This is a genomic window from Nocardioides sp. Soil805, assembly GCF_001429625.1.
Classification (GTDB): Bacteria; Actinomycetota; Actinomycetes; order Propionibacteriales; family Nocardioidaceae; genus Nocardioides.
Genome location: NZ_LMSU01000002.1, coordinates 318,570 through 342,701 on the forward strand (window position 1 = coordinate 318,570; position 24,132 = coordinate 342,701).

Consider the following 24,132-nt stretch of genomic DNA (forward strand, 5'->3'; position numbering starts at 1 on the left):
CCCCCGACCGGTGGACTCGACCCATGACGTTCGAGGGGATGTGGAGGGACCTGGCCCCGGTCGGGCGATCCGCGTCGTCGGGGGGCTACTTCCGTCAGCCGTGGACGAGCGCCGAGTCGGAGCTGCGCGCCTGGTTCACCGAGGCCGCGCTCGCCCGCGGGCTCGAGCTGGAGACCGACGCGCTGGGCAACCAGGTGGCGTGGTGGCACCCGCCGGCCGGGGCATCTGCCGTTGGCTCCGCCGGGGTAGTCCGTGACGAAGGGACCCCGGAATCGGCTCCCGGAGGGTCCGATCGTCACGGACTATCCCGGCCGGCGGTCCTCACCGGCTCGCACCTCGACTCCGTCCTCGACGGCGGGGCGTACGACGGCCCGCTGGGCGTGGTGTCCGCGCTCGCCGCCGTGGACCTGATGCGCGAGCGGGGCGTCGTACCCACCCGACCGGTCGGCGTCTCGGTCTTCACCGAGGAGGAGGGGTCCCGGTTCGGCCTGGCCTGCCTCGGCTCGCGGCTGGCGACCGGCGCCACGCGCTGGACCGACGCCCGCGAGCGGCGTGACCGCGACGGCGTCGCGCTCCCGGACGCCCTGGCCACGGCCGGGCTCGACGTCGCGGCGCTGGAGGACGGTGGCGGGCTCCTCGACCTCTCCGGCGTCGGGTGCTTCGTCGAGCTGCACGTCGAGCAGGGCCGCGACCTCGTCGACCGCGACGTGGCGGTCGGCGTCGGCAGCGAGATCTGGCCCCACGGGCGCTACCGCTTCGACTTCACCGGTGAGGCCAACCACGCGGGGACGACCCGGATGGAGGACCGCCGGGACCCGATGCTGACCTACGCGATGACGGCGCTCGCCGCCAACAAGCAGGCCCGGCTGTCCGGGCAGCGGGCGACCTTCGGCCGGCTCGAGGTCGCCCCCAACGGGACCAACGCGGTGCCCTCGCGGGTCACGGCGTGGCTGGACGCCCGGTGCGAGTCCGACGCGGCGCTGGCCGACCTGGTGGCGGCGATCGAGCGGCAGGGGACCGAGCGGGCCGGGCGGGACGGCACCGGCCTCGCCGTGACCGCCGAGTCGGTGTCGGGCCGCGTGGCCTTCGACCCCGACCTCGCGGCTCGGATCGCAGGCGTCGGAGGGTGGCCGGTCATCCCGACCCAGGCCGGCCACGACGCGGGCATCCTCGCCACGGCCGGGGTCCCGAGTGCGATGCTCTTCGTGCGGAACCCGACGGGGGTGTCGCACTCACCTGCCGAGTCCGCCGAGTCCGCCGACTGCCTGACCGGGGTCGAGGCGCTGGCCGACACCCTCACGGAGCTGGCGCGATGACGACGACGACCTACCTGCTCGAGCACGCGTGGGTCGGCGAGCGCGTCGAGCCCGGCGTCGTGGTCGACGTCGAGGACGGCGTCATCACCGCGGTCACCCTGCGGGACCGGTCGTCCTCGCCCGAGGCCGAGCCCCGCCCGCTGCAGCCCGACCACGTGTTGCTCGGCCTCACCATCCCCGGGCTGGCCAACTGCCACAGCCATGCCTTCCACCGCGCCCTGCGGGGCCGCACGCAGCGAGGTCGCGGCACCTTCTGGACGTGGCGCGACCAGATGTACGTCGTCGCCGGCCGGCTCGACCCGGACAGCTACTTCGAGCTCGCCCGGGCGACGTACCGCGAGATGGTGGCCGCCGGCATCACCGCGGTCGGAGAGTTCCACTACCTCCACCACCAGCAGGACGGGGCGCCGTACGCCGACCCCAACGCGATGGGGCACGCGCTCCTCGAGGCGGCCCGCGAGGCAGGCATCCGGATCACCCTGCTCGACACCCTGTACCTCTCCAGCGGCTTCGGCGAGCCGCCGCACGGCGTGCAGGTCCGCTACAGCGACGGGAGCGCGCAGGCGTGGGCCGAGCGGGTGGCCGCCATCGACGCCGGCCCGGGCGCCCGCGTCGGGGCGGCCCTGCACTCGGTGCGCGCGGTGCCCCGGGACGCGCTCGAGCACGTCGCCCGCACGCACCAGGACGTGCTGCACGTGCACCTGTCCGAGCAGGTCGCGGAGAACGAGGCGTGCCAGGCGGCGTACGGCGTCACGCCCACCCGGCTGCTGGCCGCGCACGGCCTGCTGCGCCCGACCACCACGCTCGTGCACGCCACCCACCTGACGCCCGCCGACATCACCCTCATCGGCGAGGCGAGCGCGTACGTCGACTTCTGCCCGACCACCGAGCGCGACCTCGGCGACGGGGTCGGTCCGAGCCGCCACCTCGCCGACGCCGGCGCCCGGCTCACGCTCGGGTCCGACAGCCATGCGGTCATCGACCTCTTCGAGGAGATGCGCGCCGTGGAGCTCGACGAGCGGCTGGCCACGATGCGGCGCGGCCACTGGTCGGCCGCCGAGCTGCTCACCGCCGCCACGGCCACGGGGCACGCCAGCCTGGGCTGGGCCGACGCCGGGTCGATCGCCGTCGGGCAGCGCGCGGACCTCGTCACCCTCGACCTGGCCTCGCCGCGCACGGCCGGGACGGGCACCGACGAGCACGCCGTGGTCTTCGCCGCCAGCGCCGGCGACGTGGTGCAGGTGATCGCCGACGGCCACCTCGTCCACACCCGCGACCAGGTGGGCGAGATCGGCCGCGAGCTCGACCGCGTCCTCAAGGCGGTGCACGCATGAGCGTCCTCGTCACCGGCATCGGCGAGCTCACCACCAACGACCCCACGCGCGACGGACTGCTCGGCCTCGTCGAGGACGCCGCCGTCGTCGTCGAGGGCAGCACGATCGCGTGGGTGGGCCCGGCGGCCGAGGCGCCCGCCGCCGACACGGCGTACGACGCGGGCGGGCGCGCCGTCGTGCCCGGCTTCGTGGACAGCCACAGCCACCTGGTCTTCGCGGGCGACCGCTCGCAGGAGTTCGCCGCCCGGATGACCGGGGAGCCCTACTCCGCCGGAGGCATCCGGACCACCGTCGCGGCCACCCGCGCGGCCACCGACGAACAGCTCACCTCTCACGTCGCCCGGCTCGTCGCCGAGATGCGGGCCCAGGGCACCACCACCATCGAGATCAAGAGTGGATACGGACTCTCCGTCCACGACGAGGCGCGGTCGCTCGCCGTGGCCCGCCAGTTCACGGACGAGACGACCTTCCTCGGTGCCCACGTCGTGCCGGCGGACACCACCCCCGCCGACTACGTCGAGCTGGTCACCGGCCCGATGCTGGCGGCCGCGGCCCCCCATGCGCGCTGGATCGACGTCTTCTGCGAGGACGGCGCCTTCGACGTCGACCAGGCACGCACGATCCTGGCAGCGGGCACCGACAACGGGCTGCGCGGCCGGCTCCACGCCAACCAGCTGACCTACGGCGGCGGCGTGCGGCTCGCCGCGGAGCTCGGCCTCGTCGCCGTCGACCACTGCACCTACCTGTCCGACGACGACGTCACCGCGCTCGCCGACTCCGGCACCATCGCCACGCTGCTGCCGGGGGTCGAGTTCTCGACCCGACACCCGTACGTCGACGCGCGCCGCCTGCTCGACGCGGGCGTGCGGGTCGCGCTGGCCAGCGACTGCAACCCGGGCTCGTGCTTCACCTCGTCGATGGCCTTCTGCATCGCGCTCGCCGTGCGCGACATGGGGATGAGCCCGGCCGAGGCGCTGCACGCTGCCACGGCGACCGGCGCCGCCGCGCTCGACCGTGACGACGTCGGGGTCGTCGCCGTCGGCAAGCGGGCCGACCTCGTCCTGCTCGACGCCCCGTCGTACCTCCACCTCGCCTACCGACCCGGCGTCCCGCTCGTCGCCGGCGTCTGGCAGGGCGGGCGGCCCGTCGCGCCGCGCGCCCTCGGCTGACCCGGCCTGGGGAACGAGACCGGGGCCCGGGCCGGCCCGCAACACCGGTCTGGTTCCCCAGCGGCGGTCCGGCAGGCCGGACCCCGGCAGGCCGACGACGGATCCGGGGTAGTCCGTGACGAACGGACCCCCGAGACCGCCCAGGAGGGGTCCGATCGTCACGGACTACCCCGACGAGGGCGACGACTCAGGCGGCGCCGAGCGCCACGAACGCCACCGCGGTCGCGAGCCGGACCGGGTCGGACCCTGCCGCCAGCCGGGCGTCACGCAGTGCCTCGTCGAGGCGGCGCCCGGCCACGAGCGCGGCGTGCACGTCGAGCATCACCGCCACGGTGGCGGCGTCGTCGACGTCGGCGATCGAGGCGAGGACCCCCGCGGTGCCCTGGCCGAGCAGGGCGGCGGCGAAGCCGATCATGTCCTGGCCCCCGACCTGCGCCACCACCCCCGAGCGGCACGCGGGGAGCACGATCCGGTGCGGCGGGTGCGCGAGCCGGTGCACGTCGTCGACGGTCATCGCCCCGTCGGCGAGGTGCAGGCTGGAGAACATCGGCGTCTCGGCGCGGAAGGATCCGTGCGCGGCGATGTGGCCCAGCGCGGCCCCGTCGAGCGCGGCGAGCGCAGCCGCGACCGTCGCGGAGTGGTCCGCGAGCAGCGCCGCCCCGTCGTGCATGCGTACGACGGGTGCGACCTCGCCGCCGCCGGTCGGCAGGTCCGGCCCGACGACGAAGACCGCGCGCGCCGACCGGGGCTCTGCGGACGCGGCACGCACCCACGCGGTGGCCGACGGGGTGAGCGCCACCGGGCGGTCGAGCAGGACCGGCAGCAGGCCCCACGGCGCGGCGAGGAGGGCGGCCGGGGGCGAGACGACCACCGGCCGGCCCGCCGGGAGCAGCCGGGCCGCGTCGCCGAGCAGCGCCGTCTCCAGCCGACGCCCCAGCACCGCCAGGTCGACCGGCCGACCGCGGGTGGCGGTCCGCAGCCCGTACATCGCCGCGTCCACGGCCTTGGCCGCCCGCGCCGAGGCGCCGACCTCGATCCGGCGCCACCGGCCGTCGCGGACCACCACCGCGTGCAGGGTGCCGTCGACGTCCACGAGCTGCACGAGCACCCGGTCGCCCAGGTGCGCGACGAGCTCGCCGTCGGTGACCGAGGTGTCCCGGCCCCCGGCGCCCGGCGTGGCCGCCCAGGCCAGCCGGACCGTCCGCTCGTGCTGCGCCCGCTCGCGCACGAGGACCTGCAGCTCGGCCGGGTCCTCCTCGTCGGTGATCCGGTGCGACAACCCGCGGATCGTCGCGAGCAGCCCGTCGATGACCGCGTCCTGGGGGGCCGGCACCGGCTGGCTGAGGGAGGCGGCCCGGGCACGGTCGCTCCACCGCACCAGCGCCCGCGGCCCGCGCGGCAGCGCGTGCCGGACGGCGAGGGTCGCGAGGTCCGAGCCGTGCAGCGCCGTCAGGGCGCGCAGCTCGGGACTGCCCAGGGAGGCCCGGTGCTCGGCCAGCGCATCGAGTCCGCGCCCGACCGCGTCGAGCACGCGCGGCCGCCCACCGACCTCGAGCTCGAGGGCCCGGGCCAGCCAGGCGGTGGCTCGGCTGAGGGGACTGCCGCGGTGGCGGCCCGCGGCGGCCCTGGAGAGGTAGGCCGACGCGGCCGCCGGGTCGGTCCGCGCGAGCTCCCGGCCGGCCAGCAGGTGGGCGAGCACGGCGTCCTCGGTCGCGTCGTCGGCCAGGGAGTCGGCCAGCGCCACCGCGGCCCGGCGCGACCCGCGCCCGAGCTCGATGCGGGCCTGCAGGGCGACCACGTCGGCACGGGTGCACCACCACGCGCGGTCCTGGCGGAGGAACAGGCGCCGGGACGCCCGGGCGTCCTCGAGCGCCTGCTCGGGCTGGCCGGCGCCGAGTCGGGCGGCGGCCCGCATCACCAGCAGCTCGGCCCGGGCGCGGGGGCGGCTCTGGGCCCAGGTGGGTGCCGACTCGATGACGTCGACCGCCTCCTGCGCCAGCCCGGCCACGAGCAGGACCCTGGCCCGGTCGAGGGTCAGCTCGAGGTGCGGGTCCCCCAGCTCGGCGTAGGCCGAGGCGAGCTCGGTCATGGCGGACAGCGTGGCCGGGACATCACCCTCGAAGAAGCTGATGAGGGCGAGGTTGTGCCGGACGTCGAGCACCTCGAACGGCTGGTCGCCGGGCCGGAAGAGGGACTCCGCCTCGTGCAGGTCGCCGGTGGCGTCCGCGAACTCCCCGCGCAGGATCCGCACGAACGCCCGCAGGTTGAGTGCGCGTGCCTCCCACAGCTGGTCCCCCGAGCGCCGGAAGCCGCGCACGGCGTCCCGGAGGTCGGTCAACGCACGGTCGTGGTGCCCGGCCATGGCGAGCACGTTGGCCCGGCGCAGCTGGGCCTTGGGCCGTACCGGGCCGCGAGCCCTCGCCCCGGAGACGGCAGCGTCCAGCTCCCGGAGCCCCGCTGCGGTCCGGCCCCGCACGGCGAGGGTGCCACCCAGGGTGGCCCTCACGTCCGCGAGCCTGTCCTCATCGGAAGCGCGCTCGGCACACCTCCGAGCGACGCGGAGATGGGTGAGGGCGAGGTCGACGTCGCCGCGTTCGCGCAGCACGATGCCCAGGGTCTGGTGGGCGTAGGAGAGAGCCGTGACGTCGGCCTCGCCGGCGATGACGGCGTGCGCGACCGACCACGCCTCGTCGGGCTCCGCGATCGCCAGGTCGAGGAGCTCGTCACCGGACTGGCCCAGCACTCGTGAACCCTCCCGACCAGCTCGTCGAATCGCTACTCTCAGTCGAGGCCTCGCCGGTCCCGGCGCGCCCGTCACCGGTCATCCAATCCCATGTGGGGGGACACATCGTGGACAGCTCGACGAACGCCGCCAGTGACACCGGTCCGGACGAGGGTGGGGGCAAGCCCGATCCTCACGCCGCCGAGGAGCGGGAACGCCTGCAGGAGGCGGTCCTCCGCGAGCAGGTCGCCTACCTCATCAAGGCCCTGGGCGGCCCGGAGTACGCCGCGGCCGTCTGGTCCGAGGACGGCCGCCGCGTCGAGTACCTGTACCGCCCGGGGTTCATCCTGGCCCGCGACGAGCACTGGCGCGACGTGGCCGACACCGTCGGTGCCGAGCGCCTCGACGACGAGCGCTCCCAGCGCCAGCGGGGACTGACCGTCCTGCGCGTCACCACCGACGCCGACACGTCGGTCCCGGACATCCTCGCCCGGGTGGACCGCGAGCTCGGCCTCGGCAAGGCCACGCCCGACCACATCATGTTCGTCACCGGCCCCGGACGGTTGTGCCCGGCGACCGAGCCCGAGGAGCCGGGCACGTCCCCCGCGCCGCACCCCGGCATCACCACCGACCTGGGGGCCGGCACCGACGTGTTCGTCTCGGTGGTGGACACCGGCTGGTGGCCACCCGCCGCGACCGACCCGGCCTCCCCGTGGCTGGCCGGCGTGGACGGCGACCCCGAGACGATCGACCTCGACCACATCCACCCCTACGCGGGGCACGGGACCTTCATCGCCGGCGTCGTCCGCACCCAGGCCCCGGCCGCGGAGGTGCGCGTCGAGGGCTTCCTGCCGACGGGGGGCGCGGCGTACGAGTCCGAGATGGTGGTGCAGCTCGGTGAGGCCCTCGCGTGGAGCCCCGACATCATCTCGCTGTCCGCAGGCTGCCCGACCCGCGACGAGCTGCCGCTGCTGAGCTTCGAGGTGTTCTGGGAGCAGCGGCTGCGGCACCAGAAGGGCACGGTGCTGGTGGCTGCGGCGGGCAACGACGGCCACCGCCGGCCGTTCTGGCCCGCCGCCTTCCCGTGGACGGTCTCGGTGGGGGCCATCGACGCCGACGGCGCGCGGGCGGACTTCTCCAACTTCGGCAGCTGGGTCGACGTCTATGCGCTCGGGACCGACCTGGTCAACGCCTACCCGACCGGCACCTTCTTCTGCCACGAGCCGCCGAACGCCGGGGACGAGCGGACGTTCACCGGGATCGCCCGCTGGAGCGGCACGTCGTTCTCGACGCCGTTGGTGAGCGGTCTCATCGCCGCGCGCATGAGCCGGCACGGGATCAGCGCCCGCAAGGCCGCCGACCAGCTGCTCGCCGAGGCGGCCACCGCCGGTCGACGTGGCGTGGGCCCGACCCTGTACCCCGCGAACTGACGGCGGTCGCGACGGGGCTCGGGATCAGAGGGTGACCCAGGGCGTCGTACCTGCACCCTCGCCCTCGATGCTGAAGCGCACCGGTCCGGGGAGCGAGCCGGGGAAGTCGAACATCCCGTCCTCGTCGGACTCGGTGCCCAGCGTGGCGCCTGCAGCGTTGGACATCACCACCGTGGCGACGGCGGCCGGGACGATGTGCCCGCGCACGCGGTCCCCGTCGAGCTCCACGTCGAGGGTGCCGAAGCCCGACGCGAAGGAGAGCGCGCGGGGCAGGGCGTCGATGGCGCTGCGCACGGTGACCGGGGCGTCGAGCGAGTCGTAGGTGAGCTCCATGAGCTCGGAGTCCACGGTGCGCCACGTGAAGGCCGACCGGGCCGCCTCGCGGTGCCGCGGCTCGACGTCGCGGTGCGAGGAGAGGGCCTCGGCGAGCTCGTCGAGGACCTGCTGGTCGTCGGGATCCAGGACCGCGGGGTCCTCGGGGGGAAGGTCGGTCATGTCAGGCTCCCGTCGGTGGGGCTGGTCAGGCGCCGGAAGGCGCGGGTGCGACGCAGCTGCTGGAGGGCTCGTGCGCGGGTGGGGCCGATGCTGCCGACCGGGAGGCCCGAGCGGCGGCTGATCTCGGCGTACGACAGGGGCGGGTCCTCGGTGAGGAGGAGCAGCAGGTCGCGTCGTTGGGCGGGCAGCTCGAGCAGGGCGTCCACCAGTGCCGTGTGCCGCTCGTCGGCCAGCAGCTCGGCGAGCATGTCGGGCGAGTGGTCAGGTCTCTCGAAGGTCGGCGAGGTCTGCGGGTCCGTCGGGACCGTGCGGCCGCGCAGGTGCTGCAGGCGGAAGCACTCGTGCCGGGTGACGGTGGCCAGCCACCCGGGCAGGGCCTGGGGCTCGTCGATCCGGTCCAGGTGCTCCACCAGGCGCAACCAGACGGTCTGGTTGACGTCGTCGGCGTCGGCCCCGGTCACGCGGTAGCGCCGCATGAGGGACGTCACCAGGGGGAGGAAGCGCTCCACGAGCGAGTCCCACGCAGCCTGGCTGCCCCCGCGAGCCTCGGCGACCAGCGTGGCGATGTCCGTGTCCGTCCCCCCGGCAGGCCACGGGTCATCGCTGCGGACGCGTCGTTCGCTCTCCATGATGACGTCCCTCACGCTTGGTAGGAGTGGTCTCCTGACTCCCTGATACACCCATCGTGGAGGTACGTCGAACTCCGCGCCACGCAGGTCCAGTCCCTGAGGTGGTCACCACCGCGCATCTGAGGTAGCCGGTCCCGCCGGATAGGACTCCCGCCCGATGTCCGGGCCTACCTCAGCGCCGCACTCTCTTCTCGATGGTCCGAGACGCGGACCCTCGAGAGGGAGAAGGAGAAGCACATGTTCGCCACGGACAGCTTCGTCAACGCCGAGGTCACCTACCGCGAGGAGAGGCTCCGCAAGGACTGGGGCACGTTCGGCCGTCGCGCCGACCGCGCCGCCCGTCGGGCCGCCCGCGCCGGGCGATGAGCCGGCAGCCGGCACCGGTGACACCGGCGCCGACGACAACCCGCACGACACTGTCGGTGGGGCACGCCACAATGGCCGACGTGCCCACTGCCCGCAGCGCCGACCTCGTCGGCCGCGATGCCGAGCTGGAGGACCTCACGTCCCGGCTCGGCATTCGCGCGCCCGGGGACACCACGTCGTACGCCGTGCTGCTCTCCGGCGACGCGGGCGTCGGCAAGACCCGGCTGCTCACCGAGCTGCGCGACGTCGCGCTCGGCGAGGGCTGGCTGGTCGTGGCCGGGCACTGCCTCGACCTGGCCGACGGGTCCCTGCCCTACGTCCCCTTCTCCGAGATCCTCGGGCGCATCCTCGCGGAGCGGCCGGAGGTGGCTGCGAGAGTGACCGAGCGTCACCCCACCCTCGCCCGCCTCCAGCCGGGCCGACGGCTGCGCGCCACCGACGACCGCGACGAGGACCAGTCCCTCGACCGCGGCAACATCTTCGCCGCCGTGCACGACCTGCTCGAGAGCCTCGCCGAGGAGGGGCCGCTGCTGGTGGTCGTGGAGGACGCGCACTGGGCCGACCAGTCGACGCGCGACATGCTGAGCTTCCTGTTCTCCCGCGCGTTCGCCGGGCCGGTGCGGCTGGTGGTGTCCTACCGCTCCGACGACCTGCACCGGCGCCACCCGTTGCGACCGCAGGTCGCCGAGTGGGCGCGGCTGCGCGGGGTCGAGCGGCTGCAGGTCGAGCCGCTCACCGACACCGACGTGCGTCTCCTCGTCTACCTGATCCACAAGGACACGACGATCAGCGAGGCGAGCATCGCCGAGATCGTCGACCGGGCCGAGGGCAACGCGTTCTTCGTCGAGGAGCTCATCGGCGCCACGTGGGCCACGGGGGGACACGTGCCGGCCGAGCTCGCCGACGTGCTGCTCGTGCGCCTCGACCGGCTCGACGACCGCACCCGTGAGGTGGTGCGGGTGGCCAGCGTCGCCGGGCGTCACGTCTCCCACGAGCTGCTCGCGACGGTCACCGGGCTCGGGGCCGCCGACCTCGAGGCGGCGCTGCGCAGCGCCGTGGAGTCCAACGTCCTCACCCAGGCGGGGGCCTCGTCCTACGCCTTCCGCCACGCGCTGCTCGGCGAGGCGGTCTACGACGACCTGCTGCCCGGCGAGCGCACCCGCCTGCACACCGCCTTCAGCGAGGCGCTCCGGTCGGGGGCCGCGGCCGGCACCGCGGCCGAGCTGGCCCTGCACGCGCGCCGGGCCGGTGACCGGCTGACCGCGGTCCGGGCCGGCATCGAGGCCGGCAACCAGGCCTTCGCGGTCGGCGGCCCGCACGAGGCGGCGGTGCAGTTCCTCGACGCCCTCGACCTGCTCGAGGCGGTCCCGGAGGTCCCCGACGACGTCGACGTGCACGCGCTGGTGCGCCGCTGCGCCGAGGCCTTCGTCGCCTCCGGCCGGGTCGGCCGGGCGATCAAGGTCCTGCGGGCCCACCTCGCGTCCCTGCCGCCGGACGCCCCCGCCGCCGACCGTGGCCAGGTGCTGACCTCGATCGCGGCCGCCCTGCTCCTCACCGACTCCACCGAGGACCCCGAGGCCATCGCCGCGGAGGCGGTCGAGCTGCTGTCCGACGGCTCGCCCTCGCTGCGCGCCCGGGCGCTGAGCGTCCACGCGCAGACGCTCGGGCGGTGGAACGAGGAGCGCGCCCGGTCGGTGGCGATGGAGGGACTGGCACTGGCGCAGCGGCACAACCTCACCGGCATCGCCGTCGAGATCGCGACCACCCTGACCAGCCTCGACGAGACGCTCGACCTCGACCGACTGCGCGCGACGTGGCTCGACACCGCCGACCGGGCCCGGGTCGCCGGCCACGTCGACGCCGAGCTGCGGGCGCTCTACTTCCTCGGACGGCTGCACCACGACCTCGGCGACTTCGACGGCGCCCTGGAGGCCTACGGCCGGGTCGTCTCCCGCGGCGAGGAGGAGGGCCTGACCTGGGCGCCGTTCCCGGCGGAGGCCCGCCAGATGGTGGCCAGCGTGCTGGTCGCCCAGGGCCGGCTGCGGGAGGCCTACGACCGCCTCGACGTCTCCGGGCTCAACCCGCCGGTCGTCTACGAGTGGCTCTACTACGCCCTCCAGATGCAGGTGCAGGTGTTGCGCGGCCACACCAAGAAGGCCGCCTTCGAGATGCTGCGCGCCTACTGGCCCACCGACGGGCTCACCGCGATCAACGCCGCGACCGCCGAGCTGGCCCGCGCCGAGCAGGAGGGCGACGTCGCCCGCGGGATCGAGGTCTACGACCTCGTCGTGGCGACGGTCCGACCCATCTGGCACGAGTGGTTCCAGGCGCGACTGCGGCTCTCGACGGTCGTCGTCGGCCTGCTCGCGTCCAGCGCCCCGCACCAGTCGGCGGCCGAGCGCGAGGGGACTGCCCACGTCGTACGCCGGATGCTCGAGGACGGCGCGCGGGTCATCGACTTCTACGCCGAGTTCGAGATCAGTCGCGGCCCGGAGTACCACGCGTGGGTGGCCCTCCGCACGGCCGAGGAGCTGCGGTGGCGGTGGCTGAGCCAGCTCGACCCGCCCGACGCCGCCGAGCTGGCGGCCGCCTGGCGGGCGGCCGAGGAGGCGTTCGTCGCCTTCGGCCACGTCCCCGAGCTGGCCCGCACCCGCGCCCGCCTGGCCGAGGTGCTGCGGGCGACCGGCGACGCCGCGGGGTCCCGCGAGGCCGGCGACCTCGCCCGGGCGGTGGCGCACTCCATCGGGCTGCGGCCGCTGCTCGACCAGCTGACCGGCCTCGGCTCCAGCCCGGCGCCACAGGCCGCCGCCGCGGTGACCCTGACCCCGCGCGAGAAGGAGATCCTCGCCCTGGTGGCCGAGGGGCGCACCAACGGCGAGATCGGCAAGCAGCTGTTCATCTCCACCAAGACCGTGTCGGTCCACGTCTCCAACATCCTGGGCAAGCTCGACGCCGCCTCGCGCACCGAGGCCGCGGCGATCGCGCGGCGCACGGGCCTGCTCTGACGGGCCGGGGCCGCCCCGGGCGGACACCCAGCCGCACGGCAGACTGGCGCTCGTGACCGACTTCCGCTGCTCCGTCGCCAGCCGCGACGACGGGGAACCGATCGCCGGCACCGCCCCGACCGAGACCGAGCTCCTCCTCGTGGAGCACGCCGGGTCGTGGGGCCGCAAGGCGGTGGCCGAGAGCCGCCTCCCGGAGGCGGTCCGGGCGCACCTCGCGGGCCTCGCCGGGGTCCGGGTGCAGCTGGTCCGGCGCCACGGCGGCGAGTCCGGTCCGGGGGTGCGCGTCTTCCACGCCCGTGCCACCGACGACGGGTTCGCCGTGCGCACCGTGGTGCTGCCGACGCCCGACGCCCTCCTCGAGCTCGACCTCGGGCGGGACCTCACGGCGTACGACGGGCCGCTCTGGCTGGTGTGCACCAACGGGCGCCGCGACCGCTGCTGCGCCGAGGTCGGCCGGCCGGTCGCCGCGGCGCTGGCCGAGCGTTGGCCCGAGGCGACCTGGGAGACCACGCACCTGGGCGGCCACCGGTTCTCCGGGACCCTGCTCGCCCTCCCGTCCGGCCACACCCTCGGCCGCCTGGACCCCGCGACCGCGGTGGAGGCCTGCGCAAGCCTGGAGCGCGGCGAGGTGCCGGTCGCCGTCTCCCGCGGGCGGGCCGGGCTCACCCCGCCCGAGCAGGTCCGCGAGCTGCACGTGCTGGCCGGCGGTGACCCGGACGTCGACGTGGTCGCGGTGCCCGGCGAGCCGCGGCGCGCGAGCTGCGCCGACCTGGTCGAGAAGCCCACCACGCGGTGGGAGGTCCGCTCGCGCTGAGCGGCCTACGATCGAGGACATGACCCTGGTGAGGGACCTGTCGGAGGAGCTGCCGCACGACGCCGCCACCGCGGCGCTCACCCACCAGCGCCTGCGCCGGATGCGGATGTTCGGGACCCCCGGCCCGGAGATCGACCGCGACTCCCTGCCGCCCGGGCCGCGGTGGCCGGCGCTGGTCCAGAGCGTCGCCCTGCTGCGCTTCCGCCACCGGTTCGTGCCGTGGGCGCACCGGCGCTACGGCGACGCCTTCACCGTCCGGCTGCTGCCGGGCCGCCCGCTGGTGCTCTTCACCCGGCCCGAGCACGCCCGCGAGATCTTCGCCGCCGACCCGGCCACTTTCCAGGCGGGCAAGGCCAACGCGATCCTCGGCCCGATGATGGGCGAGCACTCGCTGCTCCTCCAGGACGGTGAGGAGCACCGCCGCGCCCGCACGCTGCTGATGCCGGCGTTCAACGGCCACGCCCTGCGCGAGTACGGCGCGCTGGTCACCGAGGTCGCCCGGGACGACGTCGCCTCGTGGCACGACGGCGAGGAGCTGCGCGCGCTGGACCGGATGAACCGGCTCACCCTCGAGGTGATCCTGCGCGTGGTCTTCGGGGTGGCCGACGAGCGCCGGCTCGCCCTGCTGCGCCCGCGGGTCAGGAAGGTCGTCGACGTCAGTCCCGCCGTGCTGTTCGGCTGGTCGGTGCCGCGGCTGCGGCGGCTCGGGCCCTGGCGGGACGCCCAGCGCAACGCCGAGGAGCTCGACCAGCTCATCCACGCGGAGATCCGGGAGCGGCGCGCCGCCCCCGACCTCGCCACCCGCACCGATGTCCTGTCCCGGCTGCTCCGCCAGGGCGGTGACGGGGGTGACGCGCTCAGCGACGAGGAGCTGCGCGACCAGCTGGTCACCCTGCTCCTGGCCGGACACGAGACGACCGCCGCCGCGCTGGCGTGGGCGCTCTACGAGCTCGGCCGTGACGAGGCGCTGCTGGCCCGCACGGTGGCCGCCGCCGATGCCGGCGACGACGCCTGGTTGGAGGCCGTGCTCAAGGAGTCGATGCGCCTGCACCCGGTGATCCCGATGGTCGCGCGCACCCTCACGGCGCCGGCCACGATCGGCGGGTTCGACCTTCCTGCCGGGGTGACGGTCGGGCCCTCGATCCTGCTCGCTCACGCGAGCGCCACCCACCATCCCGCGCCCGGTGAGTTCCGTCCCGAGCGCTTCGTCGGGGGCAGTCCCGCCCCGAACACCTGGATCCCCTTCGGCGGCGGGGTGCGGCGCTGCATCGGTGCCGGCTTCTCGCTGATGGAGGGCGTGGTCGTCCTGCGCGAGGTGCTGGCGGCGTACACGGTCGAGACGCTCGCCGACGACCACCCCAAGGTCCGCAACATCACCAGCGTGCCCCGCGACGGCGCGCGGATCCGGGTCACCGCCCGCTGAGCCGTCCCCGGTGAATCTCGCGTGCGTCCCACCGGCGCCGCGTGGGACGATCGCCCCTTGTGAGCACCGGCCCCACCCTGCGCGAACGCCTCCGCCGCCTGCGGATGGACGTCACCCCGCTGCGCGAGTCGCGCGACTTCCGGCTGCTGTTCACCGCGGGCACGGTGTTCTACCTCGGAGGGATGGTCTCCTACGTCGCGATCCCGTTCCAGATCTACGACCTGACCGGCAGCAACTTCCTGGTCGGTGCCGTCGGCCTCGTCGAGCTGTTGCCGCTCATCGTCTTCGGCCTGTACGGCGGGGCGCTCGCCGACCACGTCGACCGGCGCAGGCTGCTGATCGGCAGCGGGCTGGCCCAGCTGGTGCTGATGGCGGTGCTGGCGGCCAACTCGTTCCTCGCCGAGCCGAGCCTCCCGCTGATCTTCGTCGTCGCGGCGCTGCTCGCGGCGACGTCCTCCCTGCAGCGGCCCTCCCGCGAGGCCCTCGAGCCGCGCACGGTGCGCCACGACCAGATCACCGCCGCCAACGCCCTGTCCAGCTTCGGGATGCAGGTCGGTGTGCTGGTCGGGCCGGCGATCGGCGGCGTGCTCATCGCCTGGGTCGGTATCGGCTGGTGCTTCGTCGTCGATGTCGGCGCCCTGGCCGTGGCCTGCGCGCTGTACGCCGCGATGCGTCCCTACCCGCACCGCGGCGAGACCACCCCGCCGAGCCTGCGCGGCATCGCGGAGGGCTGGCGCTACGCGATCGGGCGGCGCGACCTGCTCGGCACCTACCTCGTCGACATCGCCGCCATGCTGCTCGCGATGCCGATCGTGCTCTTCCCGGCGCTGGCCGCCGAGGTCTTCGAGCGACCCGAGCTCATCGGGCTGCTCTACTCCGCGGAGACCGTCGGCGCGCTCGTGGCGACGGGGCTCAGCGGCTGGACCTCGCACGTCCACCACCACGGCCGGGCCATCGTCATCGCGGCGACGGCGTACGGCGTGTGCATCGCGCTCGCGGGCCTGGCCCCGTCGTTCGCGGTGGCGCTCGTGTGCTTCGCGATGGCGGGTGCGGCCGACATGGTCTCGGCCGTCTTCCGCGGGACCGTGTGGAACCAGACCATCCCCGAGCACATGCGCGGTCGCCTGGCCGGGATCGAGATGCTGTCCTACTCGGTCGGGCCGCTGGGGGGCCAGGTGCGGGCGGGCTTCGTGGCCGATGCCTGGTCGGTGCGGGGCTCGATCGTGTCGGGCGGCGTGGCGTGCGTGGGCGGGGTCCTGCTCACGGCCGCCCTGCTGCGCGACTTCTGGTCCTACGACAACCGCACCGACGAGCACGCCGTCGCCGAGCGCGAGCGCCGCGAGGCCGCCGGGACCTGAGTCGCTCCGCCAGGCCCGGGTCGCGGGGCCGGGGTGACCGGGTGTGGCCGGTCGCAGCGGGCCGGCTTGGCCCCACGTGGGGGTCTCACCCACAATGGCGGGCAGTCGCGCCCGGACCGCCGGACGTGTCCGTCGTACCAGCGAGAGGAGCACCGTGTCCCGCAGCGAAGACCGCCCGGTCCTCACCGGCCTGGTGGCCCTGGTCGCCGTGGCCGCCGTGGTCGGCCTCCTGTTCGGCCTGGCCGCCCTGTTCGGCACCAAGATGCTCGGCCTGGACGGCGGCAGCGTCGATCCGTCCGCCGAGCCCTCGGCAGGCAGCGAGACCACGATGTACCTCCCCGAGCCGGAGCCGACGGAGACCACCGAGCCCTCCACCAGCGCGGAGACCCAGCCCGGCGAGGCACCCTCCAGCAGCGAGTCCGCTCCCGCCAAGCAGATCACCCTGTCGGCCGGCCAGCTCAGCGTCAGCCCGATGCAGCAGATCGACCTCACCGGCACCTACCCGCAGGGCGAGGGGGCGATCCTCCAGGTGCAGCGCTTCGAGGGCGGCTCCTGGTCGGACTTCCCGGTCACGGTCTCGGTGAGCAACCAGACGTTCGCGACCTACGTGCAGACCAGCCAGGCGGGCGTCAACAAGTTCCGCGTCAAGGACACCGACTCGGACATGGCCTCCAACGAGGTCGAGGTCACGGTCGGCTGACGGCGACCGCCTGCCGGTCCACCTGCCGGGTCCAGTAGCCGACCCAGACGGTGCCCACGGCGGCGAGCACGCCCATCACCACGCACGCCACGGCCAGCGGGGCGACGGCCGCCAGGGCGCTGACCAGCACGGGGGCGCCCGAGCCGCCGATGTCGCCGCACAGGCGCCAGCCGCCCAGGTACTGCGCCCGGCCCTCCACCGGCGCCGTGTCGGCCCCCAGCGTCATCACGATCCCCGAGCCCAGGCCGTTGCCGGCGGCGATGAGCACCATCACCGCGGCCACGGTCGCGGTGGTGGTGGCCAGGGGCAGCAGCAGGCACGCGAGGGCCGTCGACGCCACGACGGGTACGGCGACCACGACGCGCCCGCGGGTGTCCATCAGCCAGCCGCCGGGGAGGAAGAACGCGATGTCGATCGCCGCGGCGACCGCGAAGATGAGCGAGGTGGTGCTCGCCGAGAGGCCGACGTGATCGGCCCACAGGGGCAGCAGCACGACCCGCAGCGACCGGCTCGCGGCGATGATGACCACGGCGACGCCCAGCGTGAGCAGCACCCGGCGGTGGGCCCGGAGGACCGAGAGGACGCTGAGCTGTCCGACGCCCTGCCCGCGGGCCTCGGAGCCGAGGTCGGGCATGGTGCGCGCCAGCAGCGCGGAGGCCAGCGACATCGACGCCGCCAGCCAGAACACCCAGGTGAGCCCGCCGAGGGCGATCAGGCCGGCCCCCAGCAGCGGCCCGACCAGGACCCCGATGCGCATGCTGCCGCCGAGCATCGACATCCCCCGGGCCCGGTAGGCGACCGGCACGACGTCGATCATGAAGCCCTGGCGCGCCATGATGAACGCCGTCCAGGTCATCCCGCTGAAGGTGATCGCCATCCCGAGGGCGAGGACCGACTCGGTGACCGCGGCGGAGGCCATCGCGACGGCGTCCAGGCAGCCCACCACGGTCAGCACCCGGCGCTCACCGAGCCGGGCGACCAGTGCCCCGGCGGGCAGCGAGGCGAGGAGGCTGCCGACGCCCAGCAGCGCGACCACGACGGCCGCGGTGCTCACGTCGGCGCCGAGGTCGCGGGCCCGCAGGGCCAGCACCGGCATCACCGCGCCGTGCCCGATCGCGTTGACGACCGAGGGCCCGTACGCCGCCAGGGCGATGTCGCGGAAGCGGAAGTCCCCCGAGGCCGTCACGGCCCCATCTTCGCAGCGACGAGCTCTCTGTCCCGAGCGAGTGCCTGCGGCGGACGAGGTGCCGTGCGCCTGCGGGCGGTGCGCTGGCCGAGCAGGACGCCACCGAGGACCAGGGCCATGCCGAGCGCCTGGACCCACCCGAAGGCCTCGGCGGCGAACGCCACGCCCAGCGCCGTACCGACGACGGGGTTGACGAGGCCGATCAGCGAGACGGCGCCGGCGGGCATGGCGCGCAACCCGGTGAACCAGCAGACGTAGGCGAGGCCGGTGCCCACCACCGCGATCCACCCGTAGCCCAGCGCGGCCTCGAGGTCGATCGCGGGCGGGGCGCCCTCGACCAGCAGGGCCAGCGGCAGCAGGGCGATCCCACCGACCACCAGCTGCCAGGACACCAGGGTCAGCATGTCGACCGGCGGGGTCCACCGCTTGACCAGGACGAAGCCGAGCGCGCTCACCAGCACCGACCCGAACGCGCCGGCCAGGCCGAGCGTGGTGACGCCGTCGGGGCTGCGCAGGACCAGCAGGGTGACGCCGACCAGACCGATGACGGCGGCGCCAACGCGCGCCGCGGCCGGGCGCTCACCGATCAGCGGCCACGCCAGCGCCATCACGGCGAGCGGCGAGATGGCCTGGATGGTCGCGGCGAGGCCGCCGGGCAGGTGGTAGGCGGCCAGGAAGATGAGCGGGAAGAACGCGCCGATGTTGCACAGCCCCATCACCGTCGCCTTCCACCACCAGTCGCCGCGGGGGAGGCGGCGGCACCAGGCGAGCAGGACCAGCCCGACGGGCAGGGCGCGCACCAGCGCCGCGAAGAGCGGTCGGTCGGGCGGGAGGAACTTCTCGGTGACGATGTACGTCGTGCCCCACGCCGCAGGTGCGACGGCGGTCAGCAGGATCATCCCGAATCGGTGCGCACAGATCTTTTCCACGGAAGACATAATCTCTTCCCCGGAAGGTATATTCCAGCTCGTGGCTGATGACCTGCATCACGACGAGTCGGCGCAGAACGCCCTCGACCACGTCGGCCGCCTCCAGGCCCAGTGGGCCCGGGAGCGACCCGACCTCGACACCTCGGCCATGGGGATCGTCGGCCGGCTCCACCGGGTGGCGGCAGTGCTGCACGAGGAGCTGCGGCCGGTCTTCGCGGCCGCCGGCCTCTCGGACGGCGACTTCGACGTGCTGGCCGCCCTGCGCCGGGCGGGCGAGCCCTTCGAGCTCACCCCGGGCGAGCTGGCGGCGACCACGATGATCACCTCGGGGGCCGTGACCAAGCGAGTCGACCGGCTGGTCGCCGGGGGCTGGGTCACCCGGTCGGTCGCCGGGCACGACGCCCGCGTGCGGCACATCGCGCTGACACCCTCGGGTCGGGACCTGGTCGACCGGGTGGTCGGCGAGCACTTCGCCAACGAGGAGCGACTGCTGGAGACCTTCTCGGACGCCGAGAGGGCCCGGCTCACCGCGCTGTTGACGCAGTGGGCACGGGCCCTCGGGGCCTGACCGGCCGGGACCGGCCTCCGGGGGTCAGCCCGGGATGTAGTCGAACGTGTCCGGGTTGGGCCCCATCCGCCCGGCCTCGCCCCGGTCGAGCTCGTCGAGCGCGCTGACCTGCTCGGGGGTGAGCTCGAAGTCGAAGATCTCGAAGTTCTCGCGCATCCGCTCGGCCTTCATCGACTTGGGGAAGATGATGTCGCCGCGCTGCACGTGCCAGCGGAGGGTGACCTGGGCCGGCGTACGCCCGACGAGCGAGGCGATCTCGCCGATGGTGTCGTCGTCGTTGACCTTGCCCTGGGCGATCGGGGACCACGCCTCGGTGAGCACGCCGTGGCGGGCGTTGGCGGCCCGGACGTCCTCGTTGGCGAAGAACGGGTGCACCTCGACCTGGTTGACGACCGGCACGACGCCGGTCTCGGTGACGATGCGGTCGAGGTGGGCGGGCTGGAAGTTGGAGACGCCGATGGAGCGCGTCTTCCCGGCCTGCTGGGCCTCGATGAGCGCCTGCCACGTCGAGACGAAGTCGCCGTCGTACTGCGTGGGCAGCGGCCAGTGGATGAGGAACAGGTCGGTCTGCTCGAGGCCGAGGCGCTCGAGGGACTCGTCGATCGCGCGGCGCGCGTCGTCGGGACGGTGGAAGCCGTTGTTGAGCTTGGTGGTGATGTACAGGTCGTCGCGCGCCAGGCCGGAGTCCTTGATCGCGGCCCCGACGCCCGCCTCGTTCTCGTACATCTGCGCGGTGTCGATGTGGCGGTAGCCAGCCTCGAAGGCCTGGGCGACCGTGGCCGCGGTCTCCTCCGGCGGGACCTGGAAGACGCCGAAGCCGAGCTGGGGGATGGACGTGCCGTCGTGGAGCAGGATGTCAGGAACAGTCATACGAGGCCCTACACGGAACGGGCGCCCGATATTCCGTCGCACCCGTCCCTGGGGTGGGCGGCGTGCTCCCGCTCGACCTGCTCCGCGCTGCATGGACACGCGGACAGAAGTCCCCGGACGCGCCACTGCCCCGGCGTGGGCCGGGGCAGTGGCGGGACCAATGTCCGCGTGTCTGCGTCAGCCGACCGTGACCGCCGTGTCGTCGACGACGAAGCTCGTCTGCAGCGACGCGTCCTCGGTCATCACGAACGAGACCGTGACGGTCCTCCCGCGGTAGGCGAGCAGGCTGTGGGTCGACTGCCCCCAGGTCGCGGTGGCGCCGGCGTTGCTGAAGGTCTTGAGCGTCGTCGTGGTGGCCCCGTCGACGACGTTGACCTTGAGGCGGTCGTAGGCCGTGGAGCCCGTCTCCGCGGTGTCGGTGCGGACCCAGTAGGACAGCGAGGCGGACGTCGCGGTGGCCGGGATCGTCACCTGCTGGGTGAGCGTCTCGGTCGAGGTCCGGCCGTTGCCTCCGAGCCACGCCTTCCAGAAGCCGCCGTGGGCCGGGCGCGAGGTGGACGAGGTGATGACGCCGGTGCTGCCGCCCCAGCCCGTCGCGCCCGACTCGAAGCCCGGGTTGGCGAGCAGGTTGCCGGCCGGCGGGAGCGACGGGCCGTAGTCCTTGGCGGCGTACGACCAGAGCATGTGCGCGATCGCGTCGATGTTGCGGTCCAGCGCAGTGGTGTCGACGTTGGCCGTGGTGTCGCAGGAGGCGTGGTAGCACGGGTCGAACGCCCGCCCGGCCTGTCCGCCCCACTTCGACGCCTGCGCGGAGGTCATCGTCGTCTCGGCGCCGGTGAACGTGCCCGAGGTCGGGATGCCGTAGCTGCGGAAGGCCGCGTGGTCCGAGCGCCCCTGCACGTCGATGTACTCCCACGGGATGCCCCGCGAGGTGAAGTACGCCGTGAGGTCGTCGCGCGCCGCGTCGCCCGCCGGGTTGTCGTCGTACACGAAGTAGCCGGGGTTGGGCGAGCCGATCATGTCGAAGTTGAGGTAGAGCTCGATGCGGTCCTTGTCGGCCGTCGGCAGCGTGGCCATGTAGTGCTTCGAGCCGAGCAGCCCCTGCTCCTCCGCGCCCCAGAAGCCGAGGCGCACGTGGTTCTTCGGCACGGTGCCGCTGGCCGCGAAGGCGAGGGCGTTCTCCAGCAGCCCGGCCGAGCCGGTGCCGTTGTCGTTGATGCCCGGACCCGACGACACCGAGTCGAGGTGCCCGCCGAGCATCACGACGTGCTCGGGGTCGCCGCCGGGCCAGTCGGCGACGAGGTTGTACGACGTCCCGGACGAGGTGGAGAACTGCTGCACGGTCGTCGTCCAGCCGGCCGCGTCGAGCGTGCCGCGGACCCAGTTGACCGAGGCGAGGTAGCCCGGCCGGCCGGTGGCGCGGTTGCCGCCGTTGGCGTCGGCGATCGCCTGCAGCTGGGCCAGGTGGGCCTGGGTGTTGGTCACCGAGATGTCGGGGGCGGCCAGGGCCGAGGCCGTCGTGACCGGGGCGGCGGGGGCCGGGGCGGCCTGGCTGCCGCCGGGGACGAGCAGGCCGGCGGCCAGGGCGGCGAGCGCGGCGACGGGCGCGAGGATGATGCGGGGCATGGGTCCTCCGAGAGGGGTCGGGACGTGCTGCGCCCCGACGCGGCCGAGGCCACGCCGGGGCGCAGGGGGGATGGTCGGTCGTGTCAGCTGACCGCGACGGCCGTGTCGTCCAGGACGAAGCTCGTCTGCAGCGACGAGTCCTCGTTCATCAGGAACTTCACCGTCACCGACTTGCCCTTGTAGGCGAGCAGGCTGTGCGAGTACTGCGTGTACGTCGCGTTGGTGCCCACGTTGCTGAAGGTGCGCAGCGTGGTGGTCACCCCGTCGACGACGACCTGGACCTTGAAGGTGTCGTAGGCGGTCGAGCCGGTCTCGGCCGTGTCCGTGCGGATCCAGTAGGACAGGTTGGCCGCGGTCGCGGTCGAGGGGACCGTCACCGCCTGGGTGAGGGTCTCGGTCGAGGTCGTGGCGTTGCCGCCGAACCACGCCTTGTAGGAGCCGGTGCGGGCCGGGCGGCCGGTGTTGGTGGTGATGATGCCGGTGTTGCCGGCCCACGACGCCGCACCGGACTCGAAGCCCGGGTTGGCCAGCAGGTTGCCGCCGGTGGGCGGGGGCGTGGTGCCCCCACAGGTCGGGTCACCGGTCTGCGCGGGCACGTTGACCGCGTCCCACGCCGCCTTGACGGCGTTGAACTGGGCGCAGGTGCTGTCGAGGTTCTTGGCCGCGGTGAGCGTCCAGGTGCGGTACTTCAGGTACGACGACGAGGACGTCTTCATCAGCATCGCGTTGTACATGATCTTGCCGGCGTTCTGGATGCCGACGCCGGTGACCGAGGTGCCGTCGCACTTGGAGACGCCACCCTGGGAGAGCAGGTAGAAGAAGTGGTTGCCCGGACCGGCCGCTGCGTGCACCTCGGTGCCGGGGATCGAGCTGGTGTAGCAGACGGGGTCGCCCACGGCACCCGGGTCGGCCATGTTGCGGATGGGGCCCTGGCCGACGAGGTTGATCTCCTCGCCCACGGTCCAGTCGGGACCGTCGTACGACGCGGACTGGTTGTCGTAGTACTCGGTCAGCACGCCGAAGACGTCACCGACGAACTCCTGGGTGCCCGCCTGCGAGATGCCGCCGGGGGTCTTGTCGTCCACACCGTGGCCGAACTCGTGGGCCACCACGTCGAGCGAGCCGATCCACTGGTTGGACTGGTTGTGCCCGATCTGGACCTGGGTGCCGTCGTAGTAGGCGTTGATGTCGTTGAGGCCGACCCGGATCGGGACCCAGCCGCCGGAGCCGGTCATGCCGTTGCGGCCGAGCCACGACGACATCATTCCCTTCATCTGCTGGGCGCCGTACAGCGCGTCGACGCAGCCGGTCTCCTTGTTGGTGGCGTTGCCGTTGCCCCACGCGTCGTCGGTGCCGCTGAAGGTCGCGTTGGTCGCCGCGTCCTGGCACTTGAGGGTCGTGGCGCTCGGGTCGGTCATGTTCCAGCTGGTCCCCGAGCCGCTGGTCGCGATGGAGAGCGGGTTGGGGCCGGAGTACGCCGCGGTGCCCGAGCCGTGGGCGATCTGCTCGCGGCTCTCGAGGACAGAGCCGTCGGTCGCGTCGACGTACACGAACTGCCAGGAGGGCTCGCCCTTCGCGTCGGTGCCGCGCACCTGCGTCTCCCACGCGAGCGCGGTGCGGTCGCGCTGCCAGACCACCAGGCGGGGCTCGGCCACGTCGGAGACCTGGGCGACCCGGCCGCGGGCGGCCTCGACGGCGCGCTCCTTGCCGACGGTGGGGGTGGTGGTGGTCAGGTCGACGGGGCGGTCCTGGGCCACGGAGGTGGAGAGCACGGTGCCGGAGGCGTCGGTGAGGACGACGAAGTCGCCGCCGACGACGGGCAGGCCCTCGTGGGTGCGCTCGTAGGCGACCGCGAGGGTGTCGTTCCCGCCGGTCAGGGTGCCGGTGCGGACGAAGGCGTCGCCGCGGGCCTCCTTGACCTTGCCGGGGTGGCGGTCGATCCACGACCGTGAGCCGTCCTGGGCGAGCCGGGCGCTGTCGTTCTGGGAGGCCGCCTGCTGCGGGGCTGCAGAGCTGGCGGTGGTGACGGGTGCGGAGGTCAGGACGGCGGCGATGGCCATCGTCCCGAGACCCGCGACAAGAGTTCGCTTCACGCGATCGAACCTTTCGGCTGGGCGGCCTGATCCGGCCGCTGGAGGCCCGTGGGGGTGACGGGCACGTGCACAGAGTTGCGATCCGGACCTCCGGCGGCA

19 protein-coding genes are annotated in these 24,132 nt (G+C 74.0%); 11 read left to right on the top strand and 8 right to left on the bottom strand.

The genetic code is table 11. The features are described from left to right. Positions 1–23: 23 nt before the first annotated feature. The 3 genes from ASG94_RS11995 to hutI are packed head-to-tail and all read left to right on the top strand — an operon-like array spanning position 24 to position 3,819. On the top strand, positions 24–1,316 hold the full coding sequence (locus ASG94_RS11995; protein WP_200958106.1) for an allantoate amidohydrolase: 1,293 nt from the start codon (positions 24–26) through the stop codon (positions 1,314–1,316). After that, positions 1,313–2,650 (top strand): formimidoylglutamate deiminase, encoded by a 1,338-nt coding sequence (locus ASG94_RS12000; RefSeq protein WP_056926696.1) that lies wholly within the window; start codon positions 1,313–1,315, stop codon positions 2,648–2,650. Before ASG94_RS11995 ends, ASG94_RS12000 begins: the two co-directional genes overlap by 4 nt. After that, the gene (gene hutI, locus ASG94_RS12005; protein WP_056926697.1) at positions 2,647–3,819 is read left to right on the top strand and encodes an imidazolonepropionase; all 1,173 of its coding nucleotides are present in this window, start codon (positions 2,647–2,649) and stop codon (positions 3,817–3,819) included. Before ASG94_RS12000 ends, hutI begins: the two co-directional genes overlap by 4 nt. A 187-nt stretch (positions 3,820–4,006) precedes the next feature. Here hutI and ASG94_RS21720 read toward each other — a convergent pair whose 3' ends face one another. Further along, on the bottom strand, positions 4,007–6,562 hold the full coding sequence (locus ASG94_RS21720; RefSeq protein WP_056926698.1) for a CHAT domain-containing protein: 2,556 nt from the start codon (positions 6,560–6,562) through the stop codon (positions 4,007–4,009). Positions 6,563–6,669: 107 nt separating this feature from the next. Between ASG94_RS21720 and ASG94_RS12015 the strand changes: the two genes are divergently transcribed. Then, a complete protein-coding gene (locus ASG94_RS12015; protein WP_056926699.1) occupies positions 6,670–7,971 on the top strand; it encodes a S8 family peptidase in 1,302 nt (433 codons plus the stop codon). Between the two features lie 24 nt (positions 7,972–7,995). Here ASG94_RS12015 and ASG94_RS12020 read toward each other — a convergent pair whose 3' ends face one another. Both ASG94_RS12020 and ASG94_RS12025 read right to left on the bottom strand, forming a co-directional pair. Next, on the bottom strand, positions 7,996–8,466 hold the full coding sequence (locus ASG94_RS12020) for a hypothetical protein (RefSeq protein ID WP_056926700.1): 471 nt from the start codon (positions 8,464–8,466) through the stop codon (positions 7,996–7,998). Further along, positions 8,463–9,095: an RNA polymerase sigma factor gene (locus tag ASG94_RS12025; protein ID WP_056926701.1), complete on the bottom strand. Its 633-nt coding sequence runs from the start codon at positions 9,093–9,095 to the stop codon at positions 8,463–8,465. The genes ASG94_RS12020 and ASG94_RS12025 overlap by 4 nt, the downstream gene beginning before the upstream one ends. Positions 9,096–9,332: 237 nt before the next feature. Between ASG94_RS12025 and ASG94_RS22555 the strand changes: the two genes are divergently transcribed. The 6 genes from ASG94_RS22555 to ASG94_RS12050 all read left to right on the top strand — a co-directional run bounded on the left by ASG94_RS22555 (position 9,333) and on the right by ASG94_RS12050 (position 16,761). Further along, the gene (locus tag ASG94_RS22555; RefSeq protein WP_268788605.1) at positions 9,333–9,461 is read left to right on the top strand and encodes a hypothetical protein; all 129 of its coding nucleotides are present in this window, start codon (positions 9,333–9,335) and stop codon (positions 9,459–9,461) included. A gap of 80 nt (positions 9,462–9,541) precedes the next feature. Next, a complete protein-coding gene (locus ASG94_RS22605; RefSeq protein ID WP_162260809.1) occupies positions 9,542–12,466 on the top strand; it encodes a helix-turn-helix transcriptional regulator in 2,925 nt (974 codons plus the stop codon). A gap of 52 nt (positions 12,467–12,518) precedes the next feature. After that, positions 12,519–13,280, top strand: coding sequence for a sucrase ferredoxin (locus tag ASG94_RS12035; protein WP_056926703.1), 762 nt, complete (start codon positions 12,519–12,521; stop codon positions 13,278–13,280). Positions 13,281–13,299: 19 nt separating this feature from the next. Continuing rightward, positions 13,300–14,703 (top strand): cytochrome P450, encoded by a 1,404-nt coding sequence (locus ASG94_RS12040; RefSeq protein WP_082624150.1) that lies wholly within the window; start codon positions 13,300–13,302, stop codon positions 14,701–14,703. A 59-nt stretch (positions 14,704–14,762) separates the two neighbouring features. Then, entirely contained in the window at positions 14,763–16,061 is a 1,299-nt protein-coding gene (locus ASG94_RS12045) for an MFS transporter (RefSeq protein ID WP_235537248.1), read from the top strand. Between the two features lie 154 nt (positions 16,062–16,215). Further along, positions 16,216–16,761 (top strand): hypothetical protein, encoded by a 546-nt coding sequence (locus tag ASG94_RS12050; protein WP_056926704.1) that lies wholly within the window; start codon positions 16,216–16,218, stop codon positions 16,759–16,761. Here the strand turns inward: ASG94_RS12050 and ASG94_RS12055 are convergent. Further along, positions 16,748–17,947: an MFS transporter gene (locus tag ASG94_RS12055; RefSeq protein WP_056926705.1), complete on the bottom strand. Its 1,200-nt coding sequence runs from the start codon at positions 17,945–17,947 to the stop codon at positions 16,748–16,750. The genes ASG94_RS12050 and ASG94_RS12055 overlap by 14 nt on opposite strands. Next, entirely contained in the window at positions 17,944–18,846 is a 903-nt protein-coding gene (locus ASG94_RS12060) for an EamA family transporter (RefSeq protein WP_056926706.1), read from the bottom strand. Before ASG94_RS12060 ends, ASG94_RS12055 begins: the two co-directional genes overlap by 4 nt. Positions 18,847–18,916: 70 nt before the next feature. Between ASG94_RS12060 and ASG94_RS12065 the strand changes: the two genes are divergently transcribed. After that, entirely contained in the window at positions 18,917–19,444 is a 528-nt protein-coding gene (locus tag ASG94_RS12065; protein ID WP_235537249.1) for a MarR family winged helix-turn-helix transcriptional regulator, read from the top strand. Between the two features lie 24 nt (positions 19,445–19,468). On the opposite strand, the gene ASG94_RS12070 is transcribed toward ASG94_RS12065, so the two are convergent. The 3 genes from ASG94_RS12070 to ASG94_RS12080 form a co-directional block, all read right to left on the bottom strand. After that, positions 19,469–20,314, bottom strand: a complete 846-nt coding sequence (locus tag ASG94_RS12070) for an aldo/keto reductase (protein ID WP_056926707.1) — start codon at positions 20,312–20,314, stop codon at positions 19,469–19,471. Positions 20,315–20,491: 177 nt separating this feature from the next. Then, the gene (locus tag ASG94_RS12075) at positions 20,492–21,940 is read right to left on the bottom strand and encodes a M28 family metallopeptidase (RefSeq protein ID WP_056926708.1); all 1,449 of its coding nucleotides are present in this window, start codon (positions 21,938–21,940) and stop codon (positions 20,492–20,494) included. A gap of 83 nt (positions 21,941–22,023) precedes the next feature. Then, positions 22,024–24,033: a M4 family metallopeptidase gene (locus tag ASG94_RS12080; protein ID WP_235537250.1), complete on the bottom strand. Its 2,010-nt coding sequence runs from the start codon at positions 24,031–24,033 to the stop codon at positions 22,024–22,026. Positions 24,034–24,132 lie beyond the last annotated feature (99 nt).